The organism is Larkinella insperata (assembly GCF_026248825.1).
GTDB classification, from domain to species: Bacteria; Bacteroidota; Bacteroidia; order Cytophagales; family Spirosomataceae; genus Larkinella; species Larkinella insperata.
Genome location: NZ_CP110973.1, coordinates 4,623,351 through 4,639,036 on the forward strand (window position 1 = coordinate 4,623,351; position 15,686 = coordinate 4,639,036).

12 protein-coding genes are annotated in these 15,686 nt (G+C 49.0%); 9 read left to right on the forward strand and 3 right to left on the reverse strand.

Going from position 1 to position 15,686, the window contains the following annotated elements; genetic code table 11:
• Positions 1 to 90: 90 nt before the first annotated feature.
• On the forward strand, positions 91 to 1,350 hold the full coding sequence (lysA, locus tag OQ371_RS18770; RefSeq protein WP_265989773.1) for a diaminopimelate decarboxylase: 1,260 nt from the start codon (positions 91 to 93) through the stop codon (positions 1,348 to 1,350).
• 77 nt (positions 1,351 to 1,427) lie between these two features.
• Positions 1,428 to 2,141 (forward strand): YebC/PmpR family DNA-binding transcriptional regulator, encoded by a 714-nt coding sequence (locus tag OQ371_RS18775; RefSeq protein ID WP_265989774.1) that lies wholly within the window; start codon positions 1,428 to 1,430, stop codon positions 2,139 to 2,141.
• A gap of 15 nt (positions 2,142 to 2,156) precedes the next feature.
• On the opposite strand, the gene OQ371_RS18780 is transcribed toward OQ371_RS18775, so the two are convergent.
• From OQ371_RS18780 to OQ371_RS18790, 3 genes are all read right to left on the reverse strand, one after another.
• Positions 2,157 to 2,396 carry a hypothetical protein gene (locus OQ371_RS18780; protein ID WP_265989775.1) on the reverse strand — a complete coding sequence of 80 codons (240 nt, stop codon included), beginning with the start codon at positions 2,394 to 2,396 and terminating at the stop codon, positions 2,157 to 2,159.
• Between the two features lie 102 nt (positions 2,397 to 2,498).
• Positions 2,499 to 5,378, reverse strand: coding sequence for a T9SS type B sorting domain-containing protein (locus OQ371_RS18785; RefSeq protein ID WP_265989777.1), 2,880 nt, complete (start codon positions 5,376 to 5,378; stop codon positions 2,499 to 2,501).
• 178 nt (positions 5,379 to 5,556) lie between these two features.
• Positions 5,557 to 6,543: a glycosyltransferase family 2 protein gene (locus OQ371_RS18790; protein WP_265989778.1), complete on the reverse strand. Its 987-nt coding sequence runs from the start codon at positions 6,541 to 6,543 to the stop codon at positions 5,557 to 5,559.
• Between the two features lie 180 nt (positions 6,544 to 6,723).
• Between OQ371_RS18790 and OQ371_RS18795 the strand changes: the two genes are divergently transcribed.
• From OQ371_RS18795 to OQ371_RS18825, 7 genes are all read left to right on the forward strand, one after another.
• Positions 6,724 to 6,861, forward strand: a complete 138-nt coding sequence (locus OQ371_RS18795; RefSeq protein ID WP_265989779.1) for a hypothetical protein — start codon at positions 6,724 to 6,726, stop codon at positions 6,859 to 6,861.
• Between the two features lie 711 nt (positions 6,862 to 7,572).
• The gene (locus tag OQ371_RS18800; RefSeq protein ID WP_265989780.1) at positions 7,573 to 8,232 is read left to right on the forward strand and encodes a sugar transferase; all 660 of its coding nucleotides are present in this window, start codon (positions 7,573 to 7,575) and stop codon (positions 8,230 to 8,232) included.
• 151 nt (positions 8,233 to 8,383) lie between these two features.
• Complete coding sequence (locus OQ371_RS18805) at positions 8,384 to 10,684, forward strand: GumC family protein (protein WP_265989782.1); 2,301 nt, start codon at positions 8,384 to 8,386, stop codon at positions 10,682 to 10,684.
• Between the two features lie 278 nt (positions 10,685 to 10,962).
• Positions 10,963 to 11,685: a hypothetical protein gene (locus OQ371_RS18810; protein WP_265989783.1), complete on the forward strand. Its 723-nt coding sequence runs from the start codon at positions 10,963 to 10,965 to the stop codon at positions 11,683 to 11,685.
• 39 nt (positions 11,686 to 11,724) lie between these two features.
• Positions 11,725 to 12,993 carry a lipopolysaccharide biosynthesis protein gene (locus tag OQ371_RS18815; RefSeq protein ID WP_265989785.1) on the forward strand — a complete coding sequence of 423 codons (1,269 nt, stop codon included), beginning with the start codon at positions 11,725 to 11,727 and terminating at the stop codon, positions 12,991 to 12,993.
• Positions 12,990 to 14,153 (forward strand): glycosyltransferase family 4 protein, encoded by a 1,164-nt coding sequence (locus OQ371_RS18820; RefSeq protein WP_265989786.1) that lies wholly within the window; start codon positions 12,990 to 12,992, stop codon positions 14,151 to 14,153. The genes OQ371_RS18815 and OQ371_RS18820 overlap by 4 nt, the downstream gene beginning before the upstream one ends.
• A gap of 7 nt (positions 14,154 to 14,160) precedes the next feature.
• Entirely contained in the window at positions 14,161 to 15,672 is a 1,512-nt protein-coding gene (locus OQ371_RS18825) for an O-antigen ligase family protein (RefSeq protein WP_265989787.1), read from the forward strand.
• The last annotated feature ends 14 nt before the right edge of the window (positions 15,673 to 15,686 follow it).

A 15,686-nucleotide genomic window follows, 5' to 3' on the forward strand; every position in this document is an offset into this window, starting at 1 on the left:
ATTGTTTCAGCGCATCGGGGAAGTTCGTTGCCGGAAATGGCATAAAAACGCTTATATTTGCGCCTTATAATCTGGCTTACTTTACTGCTTATGCAGCTTTATCAAAACCGTTATCAAATTCAGGGCGTTGATGTTCTGGAAATGGCCGAAGAATTTGGCCTGCCACTGTACGTTTACGACGCCGACAAAATAATTGAAAAAATAGCCACCCTGCAATCAGCTTTCAGCGGGGTTCAGCTCAAGATAAAATATGCTGCCAAGGCCCTGACGAACGTGTCAATTTTGAAATTGATGCGCAGCCGGGGAATCGATGTGGAGGTGGTTTCGATCAACGAAATCCGGCTGGCTCTGCTGGCGGGCTTTGATCCCGACCAGATTATGTATACGCCCAGCGGGGTGGCGTTTGCCGAAATCGAAGAGGCTCTGGCGCTCGGAGTCCGGCTGAACGTCGACAGTCTGCCGTTGCTGGAATGGATCGGTCAACACTACGGAAACCGCAAGCCGGTCGGCATTCGCATCAACCCGCACATTGCCGAAGGGGGTAACATCAAGATCCAGACCGGCCACGTTGATTCCAAGTTCGGCATTTCGATTGAGCAGCGGAACCAGATCCGGGCGATTGTGGAGCAGTATTCAATTCCCGTAATCGGGCTGCATATTCACACCGGTTCGGATTTTAAAAACGCCGATGCCTTCCTGAAGGGCGCCGAAGTACTTTTCGAACTCGCCAGTGATTATCCGGATCTGCAATTCCTGGATTTTGGCAGCGGGTTTAAAGTGGCGTACCGCGAAGGCGACCACAGCACGGATATTGTGGATCTGGGTAAAAAAGTGACCACGGCTTTTCAGAAATTCTGCCAGCACTACGGACGGGAACTGGAGTTATGGTTTGAACCCGGTAAGTTTCTGGTCAGCGAAAGCGGAGTGCTACTCGTCAACGTCAATGTGGTGAAAGAAAACCCCACGCGGACGTTTGTGGGGGTCGATTCGGGGCTCAACCACCTGATCAGGCCGATGATGTACGACGCCTACCACGAAATCATCAACGTTTCGAATCCGGCCGGTGAGAAACAAACGTACAGCATCGTTGGGTACATTTGCGAAACCGATACGCTCGGCTGGGATCGTCCGCTGAATCAGGTGCGCGTGGGTGATGTCCTGGCGCTGAAAAATGCCGGTGCCTACGGGTTTAGCATGAGTTCAAACTACAATTCGCGGTTCCGGCCCGCCGAAGTGCTGGTTTACGAAGGGAAACCGTATTTGATCCGTCGGCGCGAAACGTTTGAAGACCTGATGCGCAATCAGGTAGAAATTGATTTTGAAGAAGAAATAACCGTTAAAAATAATTAAGAGTGAAGAGTTAAGAGTGATGAGTTAATTAAATACGCTAACTCATCACTCTTAACTCTTCACTCATCACTCATACGATGGGACGCGCATTCGAGTACCGGAAAGCTAGAAAATTCAAGCGGTGGGGGATGATGGCCAAAACCTTCACCAAGATTGGAAAAGACATTGCTCTGGCCGTTAAAAGCGGAGGCTCGGACCCCCACACCAACGGGCGGCTGCGGGCGATAATTCAGAACGCCCGCGCGGCTAACATGCCGAAAGAAAACGTGGAGCGGGCCATCAAACGGGCCACCTCCAAAGAGCAGGAAGATTTCAAAGAGATCACCTACGAAGGATACGGCCCGCACGGTATCGCCATTGTGGTGGAAACCGCAACGGACAACATCAACCGGACCGTTGCCAACCTGCGGAGCTATTTCACCAAATGCGGTGGTGCGCTGGGTACGTCCGGAATGCTCGACTTTATGTTCGACCGCAAGTCGGTTTTCCGGATTGCGGCCGGCGAGATTGATCTGGATGAGTTTGAACTGGAAATGATCGACTACGGCGCCGACGAAATCTCGCTCGATGAAGAAGTTGAACAAATCGTAATTTACGGTGAGTTTACGGCGTTTGGGGCCATTCAGAAACACCTCGAAGAAAAAGGCTTCGAAATCAAACAGGCCGAATTCGAACGCATTCCGAACGATACAAAGGAACTGAGCGAAGAAGAAATGGCCGACGTAGACAAGCTTCTGGAACGCATCGAAGAAGACGAAGACGTTCTGAACGTATTTCATAACATGCGGTAGTCGGGCTTTTCCCGATTACCGCATTCCCTCCAACAATTGCTGCCGGGTGGGCCGTTCGTTGACCACCTCGTAACTCAGCCCTTCCAGATCCAGCGTATCGACAAACTGCCGGTAGTGATCCCGTTCTACTTCGAACAGGCACAGGTTGTCGTACGGTTCGTTAAAAATTTCTACTTCGGTTAACTTTGCTTTTTTTTGCAGCAACTGGTACTGTTCGTTGGTTAGATCGTTTTGTCGGACGGTAAAATACCACATGACTTCTGGTGAATAAAGAGAAATAACAAGAGACAAAAGACTAAACGGTTTTTCAACCCATCTGTCTTTTGTCTCCTGGCTAAAATCTATTGTCTGGTCTACTTAGTTTGTTCCGCCTGACTCGCGCAGCATCTGCACCCAGCCTTTGTACTGTTCTGCGGGGGCCGCACAATTCACTCGTTTGAACTTCACGGTAATTTGGTAAAGGTAAACACCACCCGGTACATCCTTGCCCTGGTTATTTTTACCATCCCACCGAAGCGACGGATCACTGCTCTGGTAAACCTTTGCGCCCCAGCGGTTGACCACCGTTAGCTCGGCCGATTCAATAAACCGGGGGCACTGCGTGGGTTCAAACACGTCGTTCTTACCGTCGTTGTTGGGCGTAAAGACGTTCGGCATGGCCAGATACGGGCAGTTATCCTTACAAACCCGGTTGGAGGGCGCACTTTCCCGACCGCTGCGACTCACCGCCGTGACGTAGTAGCAACCCGCAAACGACGTCAGGTTCTGGTGACGGTAGGTCATCAACGGAGCGTTAACCGAATCGACCAGCACCGGATCCTGGCCTTCGCAGGGGGCGTAATAAATCCGGTATTTGACAATGTTACGGTCGCAATCGCCCGTGGTCGGATTCTGCCAGGTCAGGTTGTTGGCGAAGGTAGTCTGGTTGCAGAACGCTTCCGGAGTCAGGCTGGCGCAATTCAGCGTATCGATCGCCAACTGCGGGGGACAGGGCCTGGTGGTATCGATCGGCATGGCGCAAACACCCTGCGAGAAGTTGTACAGCAATCGGGTCGGCAAAGGAGCCTCGTAACGACCAACGGTTTCCACGCGGTAGCAATAGTTGCTGTCGATGGACATGGTTGCGGTCTGTATGCCGTCTGCCGCGTACGTATCGCCCCCCTGGTCGGTGTAGGTGAAGCTGTTGGGCGCTGTCACGGGCACCACGGCCACCAGATTAAACGGTCCATTCGGGCCGGTTTTGCTGCGATACACCCGGTGTTGCTGGTTGTTGCTCCAGGGTACATTGGCCTGCCAGCTCAACTGAATGCGCCGAACTCCACCCGTAGCCGTCAGCCGCACCGAACTGGCGTTCTCGGTGGCATCCAGGCGTTGGAGCTGCCCGGTGGCCGGATCGGTGTAGTAGAATTCAATGCGGTACCGGTAGGCATTAGCAACGGTATTTAAACCCCGATCGGTATACACGGTGTCGGGTGCGCCAGCCTGCAACGTCGTGTTGATGGTGGCAATCTGGGCAAAGTTGGTGCCATCCAGGCCGGTAGCCCGGAAGAGACGGTACTGGAAGGGTCCTGTGCCGTCGCCCGGGTCGATGCCCGGCGGGCGGGTCCAGCGGACAGTGATCACCCCGCGGGTATCGAACGTACTGTCAACAGTAACATTGGTAATCAGCGGCACCTGCTGGGGTAGGTTCACGCAGACCTGCTCAGACACCACGCTCTGGCCGTAGTTGGGGCGGGGGAGAAGCACGACAATCCGGTAGCTGTATTGCACCCCGCGTTGCAGGCCCTGGTTGTTGTTGTTATCCGTGTAGTTGGTCAGGCCGACGGCTACGGTATCGATCTGCGTGTAGCCATTAGCGGCCAGTTGATCAGCATCCGCACAGGGGTCAAACGTGGACGGGTCACAACCCTCCTTCCGGTAGATGGCCATTTTGGTGTTGGCAGGAAGCGAACCGGCGCACGAATAAGCCGCCCAGTTGAGGATGATGGCCCTTCCAGCGGCATCGGCGGCAGGCCGGGCGGTCAGGTTCTTTGGCTGGGGGGCGTAGATTTTGATGCGGAACGACTCCAGCGTGGCTAACTGCGTTTGGCCAGCTCCCCGCGGAAGGTCAACCACCCGAAAGACGACATCATACGGTTCGGCCCGGACGTGGGCGCAGTTGGTCTGCCAGCGGAGCGTAGCCGTTGCGGGTGAATTCTGGGCCGTGGTTGGCGAGAAGGTTGCGTACTCACGCGCGATGATGGCCGGGTTGTACGGTCTGCCCTCGGGGCTTACGTTAAACGGTCCTCCAAAGGCCGATAATTCTACCCGGTTGCCGTCGGGGTCGGTGGCCGTAACATTTTGCTGGATCAGCGTACCGGCTTCCACGCAGATATCGGGGGGAGCCACCAGGGTTGGGCGTTTGTTGGGCGAAGCCGTAACGATAATCTGCATGTCGCGGATGATTTCCCCAATCTTGGCCCCGTCACGCCATTCTTCCACAATAAAGGCAATGTTGTACTGGCCCTGTTCGGCGGGCGCATCCCAGCAGACATCACCCGTAATGGGGTTGACCGTCAGGGTGGCCGGACCCGTTCCGGCTTCGTTGACTCGGTTCACCCCGATGGTGGTGGGGTCGGCATAACCGGCTACGGAACGCAGCGTACAGTTGCCCTGCTCATCGAGCAGTTTTCCGGACGGAACATACAGACGGTAAGCGAGGCTATCGCCATCGGCGTCGAAAGCCGCCGGGTTGTGGCACCATTTCTGACCAACGCGGGCCGAGTCCAGGGGCGGGTTCAGCAGCACCGGCGTACTGTTCAGGCCGAGTCCGGCGCTGACGACAATCGTGGTCTGAAGCTGAAAACTGGTCTGGATAGACGAAGGAATATTCCGGACGTTTTCGTTCCGGTTGGTAATTGTACAGGTAATGCGGTAGGTTCCCGGACCCGGATAGGTAAACGTAGCGATGTAGGTGTTGGCCGTGGTCGCCCGGTTGATCACAACGCGGGAGGCCCGTTTGACGGCAACGGCCGGACCGATACCGAAACAGAAATAGGAGGGGTCCTGCTGATCACTGGCCGTCTTTCCGCCGATTTCATCGTGGTAAGTGGTCATCGTGACCTCGTAAGTAAGGGAAGTACTGGAAATCCGGCGGGTTGTAATTTCACCGGCGCGCAAGTGCGTTGCCTGCGTTTCGGTAACGACCAGCAAGCCGAGAAAGAAAGCCCACAGCAGCGTGAGGAAATATGTTTTCATAAAAATCTATTCTATACTTTCCAAGAACGTACAAGAGCCCTGGTTGTGTATACCGTTTAGGGCCATCAGGAACAATTATAGTAATAAAGTTTGGGAGTTAACTAGTTTTGAAAGCCGTCAAACGCGCTGAAATGAATTTAGACCGGACGAAGGACTTTTTCTTCAGGGTTTTGGGGCGTTACACCTTATAGAAACCCTTCTGATTGAAGAGTGTTTTCCAGAAAAACCGTAGGAAGATACCGACATGCCGCGCAAACTCCCGTTGGTTCGAAAGTTCGGCAAACGGATTTCTGAATTTGAGCAGATTAACACCGATTTTCCAGCCATATACGATGGGCACAAGGGTCATGTAATGCAAGATCAGCACCAGGTAGGCGCCAATACCGTATTGTTTGCGGACCCAGAGCAGGTTTGAAACGTGCATCTGCGGTTTAAAACGGTTGATGTGGGTTACTTTGTGTTCCTGGTAGTCGGTGCTGCTGCCGTATTCTAAGTGGATGTAGAAGGCATCGCGCAGGAGCAGCATTTTGCCCTGTTTCCCCAGGCGCCAGCACCATTCGACGTCTTCGGCGTACATAAAAAAATTTTCGTCCAGTCCGCCGGCTTTCTGGATTGTTTCCCGGCGGGTCATGATGAAGGAGCCGATCAGCCAGTCTACCTGATTCGGGTCGTCGTAGTGGTTGTCGGGCAGTAAGCGGTGGAGCAGTCGTCTAAAAAAGCCCGAACCCGGCAGAATGTAGAAGTACCGGCGGAGTTGCGAAAAACCGTGGTAGGCTTCCGTGTGGACCTTGCCTTCCCGCGTAATCTGCATGGGGCCAACGGCGGCCACTTCCGGGCGGCTGTCGAGCAGGTCGGCACACCGTTTCAGGACGTTGTCGATTAACAGGGTGTCGGAATTCAGCAGCAACACCAGCCGCCCTCTCGATTCCTGGATACCCCGGTTGTTGGCGCGCGAAAAGCCGGAGTTGTAGTCCATCTCAATCCAGCGCGTAGTCGGAAACGCATCCAGGACCACCGCCCGGCCGCTGGGGTCCGGGTCGTTATTGACTACGAGTACTTCATACGTCAGGCCGGAGGTGTGTTTTTCAACCGAGCGGAGGCAGTCGATAATTAACAGTGGTGTTTTGTAATTGACCAGGATGATGGATACGTCGGGATTCTGCATAGACTGCAAAAGTAAGAATAAGCCGCCAGTCTGGATAGGCAATTTTGGAACTGATTGAAAATGTGGCCTTAACCTGTACTAGGAATACGAATTATACGTTACTATAAAGATACTTGTGTAGCCTTCCGGTGGTATTCTCACGATCGCCCCTAGGCAACGACTGTCCTCACTATCCTACGTATGGCAAAGTACGCTAAAAATCCTCCTTATCGACTGGACAAGTCAAAAGCCCTGGTGTGGACGCTGATTATGTTGCTCGCCGTCGGATTTCTGTTTGCCTGGTATTTCCTTCTTTCGTGGTTAATCCATTTGATGTAAGCTTCCCGATCGAAATCACTCGTCCATCACGGGCTGTCAGAAGATCTTCGCCCTCTATTTTTCTGCCAATCAAGGTACGCCAAAGTTGATAACTCGCCGTCAACTAAGTTAACGATGAAATGTTTAAAAAAAAGTCGCCTTTTGCCTGTCTATTAATTGGTGACATTTTCAGACTGGCATTTCAAAGTTATTATATTATGTTGGCTACCTAGATGCACATATATATAACTATTGATACAATGTTTTATACTATTCTTGATTTTTGAAGGATTAATTCTCAAATATTCGTCCTACCTATACGCACAATGAGAGGGAAAGGGCTCCTCGAATACTACTTAGTAAGTCTGTTAAATAATGCGTGTAAATTTTTATTGGTGTTGTCGGAATTTTATTTGCTTTTTTTTTGATAAACATATGTTAACTTTGGGTATAATATTGTTAGATAATAAATAAGTATAGGTATACTTCTCTGTTTGAATCGTATGAAGATTAGGTGTTAAAGTAAGAGTTGAAAAAAAATCTTATTTTTGATTAAGTATAAATGCTTATAAGATTAGCTTCCGATTTGGTGTCTCTTACTAACCATTAAGTTCATCCTGGCACCCAGCAGACACAGCCTATCGAGAAGTCATTACAATAAGTGAAGATATTTTACTCAACATAGCCTTAGATTAACTATTCAACTATAATTCTCTGTGAGATAATCAGTTTATGATAGTCTCTACTGACTTCCAAAACGTATACACTCGTACGGAAAGCGTTCACACAGATAAACGATCTAACCGCATTTATAAGCGGCTGTTCGATGTGTTGATTGCTTCTCTGGTGACTTTATTGGTACTTGTATGGTTAATACCGCTGGTGGGTTTAGCTATAAAATTAACGTCACCGGGACCAATCCTCTTTATTCAACTGCGGACCGGGCGTTATGGGCGTGCTTTTCGTTGTTTCAAGTTCCGTACAATGACGCATGAGGCCTCTAAAAAGTTTGCACAGGTAACTCGTAATGATCCCGCCATTACTCCAATTGGTCAATTCTTACGGAAAAACAGTTTAGATGAGCTACCGCAGTTTTTAAATGTATTGATGGGCGAAATGAGTGTAGTTGGTCCGCGTCCTCACGCGGTAGACCATGATAAAGAGTTCTGGTCAATTATACCTTATTATCCGAATCGATACGCAGTTCGCCCGGGAATCACCGGACTAGCCCAGGTACGGGGCGCGCGCGGGCTCACTGAAACTACGCAGAAGATGGCCCGGAGGGTACGCTATGATCTTCATTATATCAAAAACCGCTCACTACTGCTTGATGTACTTATCTGCTGGTGGACAATCAAAACGGTTTTTCAAGGCGATGAGAATGTCTGGTAGTTTTTAATTGCCAGCAAGAAGCGACAGACAATGTTTTTAACGGCCCGTTAAGACTGGCTCAATGAGATAATTAATACATACCAGTTTCAGATATCGTATTTGTAAAGAGCTAGCTTTTAAAACGGCTCGACACTTAAAATATAGTTAAGACATGGCATCGGAACATCTATATTACGAAGCTGTCCCATTGAGCAAATCAGATGGTCCAAATTTGAGCTCAGTTTTTTTCAGGTATAAACAGTACTGGGGGTGGATTTTGGCATCGATTTTACTGTCCGTTTCTCTCGCTGTGCTTTATGCACTTTATCTACCACCTGTTTATAACATACAGGCAAGCCTGATGATCAACGATGAGAAGAAGGGCAGTTTTGAAGAGAAAGTTCTCAAAGAGCAGCAAATCTTCATTCCGAAGAAGGTGGTGGAAAACGAAATCGAAGTTCTGAAATCCACCACGCTCATGACGAAAGTGGTGGAACGACTGAATTTAAACATTTCCTATTTTCGCCCGTCGACCCTCCGCAAACGTGAACTCTATGCAGATTCACCAATAAGTCTGCAGGTAATAAAGCCAAACGAGTTGTTGTACAAAACAACGCTTTCCGTACGTTTTACGGACGCTCAGACAATCCTTATCAATGACAAGCCCTATCCTGTAAATCAGGTAGTCATGACGCCCTTTGGGCAGTTGCGAATGGCAACCCGAGAAGCTGTCGACCCTCAGATTGAGCCGTTGACTATTCAAGTATCGCCTGTTTTCAAGGTGGTCAGCCAGTATCTAAAAAGCCTGAAAGTTGAGCCTACCAGCAAAACATCAACGGTGCTCCTGGTATCGATCGAGGAAACCGTTCCTCCTAAAGGCATTGCCTTGCTCACCCAATTAATCGAAGAATATAATCGGGCGGCAATTGAGGAGAAAAATCGAATGGCGATGAATACCCTTAAATTCATCGAATCTCGACTGGCCTTGATAGGGGATGAACTGGCTACAATCGAAAGGGATGTTGAGTCCTACAAATCAACAGAAGGAATTACGGATCTGAGCTCTCAGGCTGGCACATTGCTGCAAACCGTCAAAGAAAACGATTCGCAGTTGAACCAGGTTGGCATTCAGTTGCGGGCGTTGAAAAATATGGAGAATTACATTGAGCACAAGGCTGGCGATTTTGGAGCGGCACCCAATACGCTTGGCCTGAATGATCCCGTATTGCTTCAGATGGTTACGAAGCTCAATGACTTGGAGTTGCAACGCGAAAACCTGGCTTCAACCACGAGTCCGTCGAATCCACTGGTTCAGTCTTTTGATAGCCGGATTAACGGCGTCAAAAGGAGCATCCGGGAGAACATTCAAACCCTGCGACAAACCCTTACGGGCACGCAGCGCGAGTTGATGGCGGTTAATAAGCACAATGAGGGATTAATTCGGCGGGTTCCCAAGAAAGACCGTGTTCTCTTAAACATCACCCGCCAGCAAAGAATCAAAAATGACCTATACACCTACCTGCTGCAGAAACGGGAGGAAGCCGCTTTGTCGTATGCTTCAACTATATCCGATAGCCGGGTAGTTGATAAGGCATTCTACAACGATGTCCCGATTAAGCCCCGCAAAAGTTACATCGTACTGCTGGGTGGATTATTCGGACTTTTGGTCCCTATTGGACTTATTTTTACCCGGGATTTGATCAAAGGTCGGATCGTACGGCGCTCCGATGTTGAGCGGGCTACGCAGGTTCCCATTGTCGGTGAGCTGATTCAAAATGCCAGTAATCAACCGATTGGACTTTTGTCGCAAAGCCGAACCCTGATCGACGAACAGTTTCGAATGTTGCGTACCCGTGTGCAATTTCTGGGGAATGAGACTGGCAGCAATCAAGTTATTTTAATTACTTCCAGCGTAAGTAGAGAGGGGAAATCCTTTGTTTCCGCGAATCTAGGAGCCAGTTTAGCAATGGCAGAGCATCCGACGGTGGTGCTGGAGATGGACTTGCGGAATCCGCAGATTCATCCCGCCCTGGGTGTCGAAAATACAATTGGTATCACGGAATACCTGCAAGGGCGCGCCAGTCTTGATGCCATTCTTCAGGAAATTCCAGGAATGAAAAACTATTGGATGATTACGAGTGGCCAGCTTCCGACGCATCCTTCAGAGCTTCTCGGTAACCCGCGTCTGCGGATGTTGATTCAAGAGTTGCGTTCCCGGTTTTCGTTTGTGCTGATCGATTCCTCACCGGTAAGTCTGGTTACTGATGCTCATTTGATTGCTTCTCACGTTGATGCAACCTTATTCATTGTACGCTGTGATGTTACGCCCAAAAAATCACTGAAGACCTTGGAGGCTCTGTATCAGGAGCAGCGGTTTCGGCAACTTAATGTAGTTATAAACGGGGCATACGAACAAAAGCCGCACTATTATCACTACGAAAATGCCAATGTAAAGCGAAGACGGTTTGCCTGAATGTAACCCGTCGACAGACACCGTCGGTTCATCCGACACCCATTTTTTCTCTATCCTACTTTTACGCGATGGTCAAGTCATTTGACATACCGGTTCTTTTGTTGCTTTTCAACAGACCGCACTATGCCCGGGAAGTTATTTCGGCGCTGAGTGCCGTAAAGCCCTCTCGTATATACGTATCCGTTGACGGCCCCCGGCCAGGACATCCAACGGATAGAGAAAATATTGAAACCTGTCTTGCACTTCTAAAATCGATTGATTGGCCTTGCCGAATCGAGATGTTGAAGCGCGAAGAAAATGTAGGCTGTGGCTTAGGGGTAAGCGGGGGGATTACCTGGTTTTTTGAAAACGAGCCAATGGGCATTATCCTGGAGGATGACTGCGTTCCGACGCCTGCCTTTTTTGCGTTCTGTGCAGAAATGCTGCTGCGGTATCAGGACGATGAGCGGGTCATGCACATCAGTGGAACCCGGTGGAACGAAGAATACCCGATTGAACAGCCTTACTTTTTCACGGCCATCGGTCATATCTGGGGCTGGGCTACCTGGCGACGCGCCTGGCAGCAATATGATTATCAAATGGCCACGTGGCCCGCGGACAAGCGAACTAATCTAATCAGACAATTCTTTTCCAATCGTCGGCATATTCAGTATTGGGAAACCTGTTTTGATACGGTTTACGATCAAACAGAAAAACACACGTGGGACTATCAATGGCAATATACCCTGTTCCGTAGCGGTGGTCTTTCGATTACTCCCCAAAAAAATCTGATTCAGAACATCGGAACGGAAGGGGTACACGACAGTGGGTCTGATGCTTTCCGCCATCGACGCACTGCTCATCCCGACTTTCAAATTGGAGGGGCCCAAATAAACACCAAGAGGCATCCGGATTTCGATGCCTATAATATGAGTAATTATTTTTTACGGAAAGACCCGTTATGGATTCGTTTGGTTAGAAGAGTCAAGAAAATATCAACCAGACATTCGGTAGCACACTAAAAGTAACAGACTGTATAAGCCTGGGAATTAGGTACTTTTATGACTAAATTTTTATTTGATAAGCTTAAAAAGACGGCCTGGTATTTGGGAGTTCCAGCCGTGAACTTTGCTATATCGACATTTACATTTCCGATTTTAACCACCTATTTATCCGCATCTGATTACGGTTTGATTGGTTATTTTGGTTCGTTGATACAGTTCGTCAACATTTTTTATGGCCTTTCTTTTAACACCTACTTCATGTCGGTTTACCATCGCTATCAACCGGCTGAGCGGGGCGTTTTGGTGCGAAAATTGGTTACGGCTTTGTTACTCTGGAATGTGCTTTTCCTGCCACTCTCCGTAGGTCTCCTGGGTTCATTTTTGTATTTGAATGATGTAGATATTCCGTTGTTCCCCATCGGAGTGCTGGCTTTGGCCATAGCCGGAGCTTCTTTTTTTCGAAACTTCCTGCAAATCAGTTATCGACTGGACGGGGCGGCCTTTCGATTCTTTGCTTTCATGAGCGGCCAGAGAGTGGTTTTAACTTCAAGTATCCTGTTATTTGTCGCTTATGGGGGGCTGGGTGCACTGGGACATTATCTAGGCGCCCTGGTGGCGGAAGGGATCTTTTTAGTCATCGTCATGAGCATTTACTTCCGGGGCTACGGGCTTATTTTTGATAAAGCGCTGACGCGGGATGCATTGCGGGTTACTTTACCGCTACTCCCTGCATCTTTACTGTATATTCCCTGTGTCACTTATGATACAATCGTTCTGGCGAAAGTAGGAGCCATCTCAGAATTGGGAATTTATAATGTTGGCAAAAATATTGGCACCTACGTATATACTATAGGGTATGCGTTCTATCAGGTTTTTGAACCCATCATTTACCGGGCCGTTGGTGAAAGAAATGTTAAGGCGCTGGTTAAAACTGTCGTCCAGCTAAGCCTGGTGATCGGCCTGATAATCATCGTCTTGAATGCGGTGATGCCCCAGGTAGTTTCGTATCTGACCAACAACCGATTCAACAACGCCGTTCCATATGCACGGATCCTATTGCTTTCCTCGGGGTTAACGGTCTTGTTTTCCGTGGGCGATGCCATTCTGAACGCGTTGCAGAAAACGAAAACAATTCTTTGGATTCATGCTTCCGCGGCCGTCATCTGCCTTGTTTCACACACCTACTCCGCTACGCATTGGGGGCACATCGGGGTGGCGTGGTCTACGGTTTTGGTTTTCGGTTACATATTCGTTCTGAGCGCTTCGGTTGGCTTTTATGAATTAAAGCGCGCGACGCCCACGGCTTTTAAACTTCAAACCGTATGAATGTTCTTTGGCTAGGTGACTATCCGCATCCTTTGAGGGGGAACCCCAACCGCCATCCGGTTCCCTGGATGACGATGTTGGCCAACGGTCTGGTGTCGGGCTACAAGCTAGCACTGACCATTATGAGCTATTCTTCCGGGATTGAAGAGGATGAAGTGTTTTCAGTAAACGGCATCAATTACATCTATTTGAAAGTCCCCGACGATAAATGGGATTTGTTAACTGCTTATAACCTGCGAATTTATCGGTTACGCACGTACCTGTCTACCATTGAGCAAACGTTTGATCTGGTTCATATTCACGGCTCGGAACAGCAATATCAAGTAATTGGAGCTAATCTGGCGATTCCCAAGGTGTTATCCGTGCAGGGAATAATAACCGAATATTACAAAATCCTTCCTGCGAAGCCCGATTACCGGCATATTTCGTGGTTGGTAGCGGGCTATTACGAGCGAAAATACCTGAAATCCGTTCGGCATTTCATTTGCCGAACTCACTGGGATCAACACCATACGCTTCGGCTTCAGCCAAAGGCCGTCATTCATCACAATTGGGAGCCCATTCGGCCTGAATTTTTTGAGCCGGTTTCCGTAAACGCTGTAACCGCCCAGACGCTTCTTTTTGTTGGAGGTACCAACCGAATCAAGGGAATACGGGAAGCTCTGGTAGCCTATGATTCCCTGTGTCGGATCATGCCGCTACGTTTTTGCGTGGCTGGGTCGGGCGACAAAGCCGAAATTATGCGACTGGTTGAGTCGTTGCAATTGAGCCGTATTCAGCCGGAAGATGTTGAACATAAGGGGTTTCTGAACGGGGTTAAGCTTCGGGAGGCTTATCAGGAGGCTTTTTGTCTGATTCACCCGTCATACATTGACAACAGCCCAAACAGTGTGTGTGAAGCCCAAGTTGCGGGTCTGCCCGTTGTTGCTTCGGACGTCGGTGGCGTAAGCTCCCTGATCGTCCATGAACAGACTGGGTTACTAACCACCTTACAGCCGCATTCCATTGCTGAAGCCGTTAAAACGCTTTGGGATAATCCAGCTTTACACCAGGCCATTGCCGTTAACGCCCGGCGTGTGGCCCAAAGTCGCCATGACAAGCGCCAGATTCTCGATAAAACGATCGCCATTTACCGCGACATTCTGAGCCATTCTAGTTAACGCAGCTATGCAGTCCAGAAACGCTATAACCCTGCTCTCTTTACCTCAACTGCTTTTTCACATTGTCAGCTTGCTGATTGTGGGGCATTTGTGCTTGAGTGATTTAGTGAATCCGGCATTTGGTTATCCAATCGGTTTTATGGCGATTCTGTTTCTGTTGCTTCGTTTGCTGTTCAAACGGTATTACCTCGATTATGTCTTAATCATTTTTGCCTGTAGTCATTTCTATTACGGGAACAACCACGGAGGATTGTGGAATTACGTGAATGTTGCCGCCTTGTTGCTTTATTCGTTCGTTGAACCGTGGTGGGAAAGATCTTCGAATTTATCGCCCTTCCAGAAAACCGTACTTGGAGGATTGTTTCTGTTCAATACGCTGGGGTTATTTTTTGTGGCTGAATCTTCGATTGCGGGTCGTTTTGAAGGATTTATGGTCAGTCTGTCTTACGGTTTACTGTTTCTCTTTATCCTTCAGTTACCGCCCAAAATCGCTCTTTTCAATCGTGTTTTGCTGGTCTTGGCCGGGCTTGGATTATGGAGCCTGGTAATTGCGCTGAACCAGAAAGCAATGCTGTTGGAATCGGTCTCTCCTTTGTTACCCAAAGGGAACGGGGACAGTCTGGAGATTCATGGCTGGGAGGAGTATGAGAACAAGTCTGAAAGAGTCGATGGTCCATTCAAAGATTTCGAACTCTTTGCCGAATACATGTCACTCTTGTATGCACTATTCTTGCCCATTCTCATCAGCCGGACTGGCCAGTATTTCAAGTTAAATGCGGGCATTCCGCTTCTGGCGGTAGGTGGTGCGTTCCTCTGTGTTTTAATGACGGTAACAAGGTCCTCGATTTTACTTCTGGTTGTGATTTCGTTTTTCTATCTGCTTTATTACCGCAGCCACTTTATTCGGAAACCCGCCCTGTTAATAGCAATAGGGGTCTTTGTAAGCTTCATTATTATTATTGGCCCCTACATTGGGCTAGATTACATATTTGAGCGCTTTAACGAGTTAGACTTCAGTCGTTTGAGCTCTGGTTCAGCAAAAAGTGTTGAGGCTATCAACCGGGGGGAAACGTATCAGGCTGGCCTGGAAAGACTGGTGGCGAAAGATTGGCTAATTGGGTACGGTTATGGCGTATCGGAGCACTATTCAATGGCCTTTTTCGGCATTCCCAACAGTGAAATGCGGGACTACCACAACTTGTACCTGAGCCTGCCTATTATGCTGGGGTGGATTGGAACTTGTCTGTTTGTCGCCCTGCTTGTGAGTCACTTCTATCAGACCATAACTGCCTGTCGGGTGGCCACTCAGCCGCATTTAGAAGCCCTTATACTGGGTATGAGTGTTTTATGGGTTGTATTCTTCATTAATGAATTTAAGATCCAGGCAATTCGCGAGCCTAATTATCTAATGCTTATCTGGTGTTGGCTGGGGTTCAGTATTCAGGCGAATCGACTATCGAGTCGAACAGTAAAAAATAAAGCAGCATTAAACGCACTTGTGCCGACTTATACAATTTAAATAATGACAGTAGC

Excerpts from the sequence above, each read along its gene's own strand:
- OQ371_RS18795 (WP_265989779.1), top strand. The coding sequence starts at position 6,724 with ATGGCAAAGTACGCTAAAAATCCTCCTTATCGACTGGACAAGTCAAAA.
- OQ371_RS18825 (WP_265989787.1), top strand. The coding sequence starts at position 14,161 with ATGCAGTCCAGAAACGCTATAACCCTGCTCTCTTTACCTCAACTGCTT.
- OQ371_RS18780 (WP_265989775.1), bottom strand. The coding sequence starts at position 2,396 with ATGTGGTATTTTACCGTCCGACAAAACGATCTAACCAACGAACAGTAC.
- OQ371_RS18785 (WP_265989777.1), bottom strand. The coding sequence starts at position 5,378 with ATGAAAACATATTTCCTCACGCTGCTGTGGGCTTTCTTTCTCGGCTTG.
- OQ371_RS18800 (WP_265989780.1), top strand. The coding sequence starts at position 7,573 with ATGATAGTCTCTACTGACTTCCAAAACGTATACACTCGTACGGAAAGC.
- OQ371_RS18810 (WP_265989783.1), top strand. The coding sequence starts at position 10,963 with ATGTTGAAGCGCGAAGAAAATGTAGGCTGTGGCTTAGGGGTAAGCGGG.
- OQ371_RS18815 (WP_265989785.1), top strand. The coding sequence starts at position 11,725 with ATGACTAAATTTTTATTTGATAAGCTTAAAAAGACGGCCTGGTATTTG.
- OQ371_RS18805 (WP_265989782.1), top strand. The coding sequence starts at position 8,384 with ATGGCATCGGAACATCTATATTACGAAGCTGTCCCATTGAGCAAATCA.
- OQ371_RS18775 (WP_265989774.1), top strand. The coding sequence starts at position 1,428 with ATGGGACGCGCATTCGAGTACCGGAAAGCTAGAAAATTCAAGCGGTGG.
- lysA (WP_265989773.1), top strand. The coding sequence starts at position 91 with ATGCAGCTTTATCAAAACCGTTATCAAATTCAGGGCGTTGATGTTCTG.
- OQ371_RS18820 (WP_265989786.1), top strand. The coding sequence starts at position 12,990 with ATGAATGTTCTTTGGCTAGGTGACTATCCGCATCCTTTGAGGGGGAAC.
- OQ371_RS18790 (WP_265989778.1), bottom strand. The coding sequence starts at position 6,543 with ATGCAGAATCCCGACGTATCCATCATCCTGGTCAATTACAAAACACCA.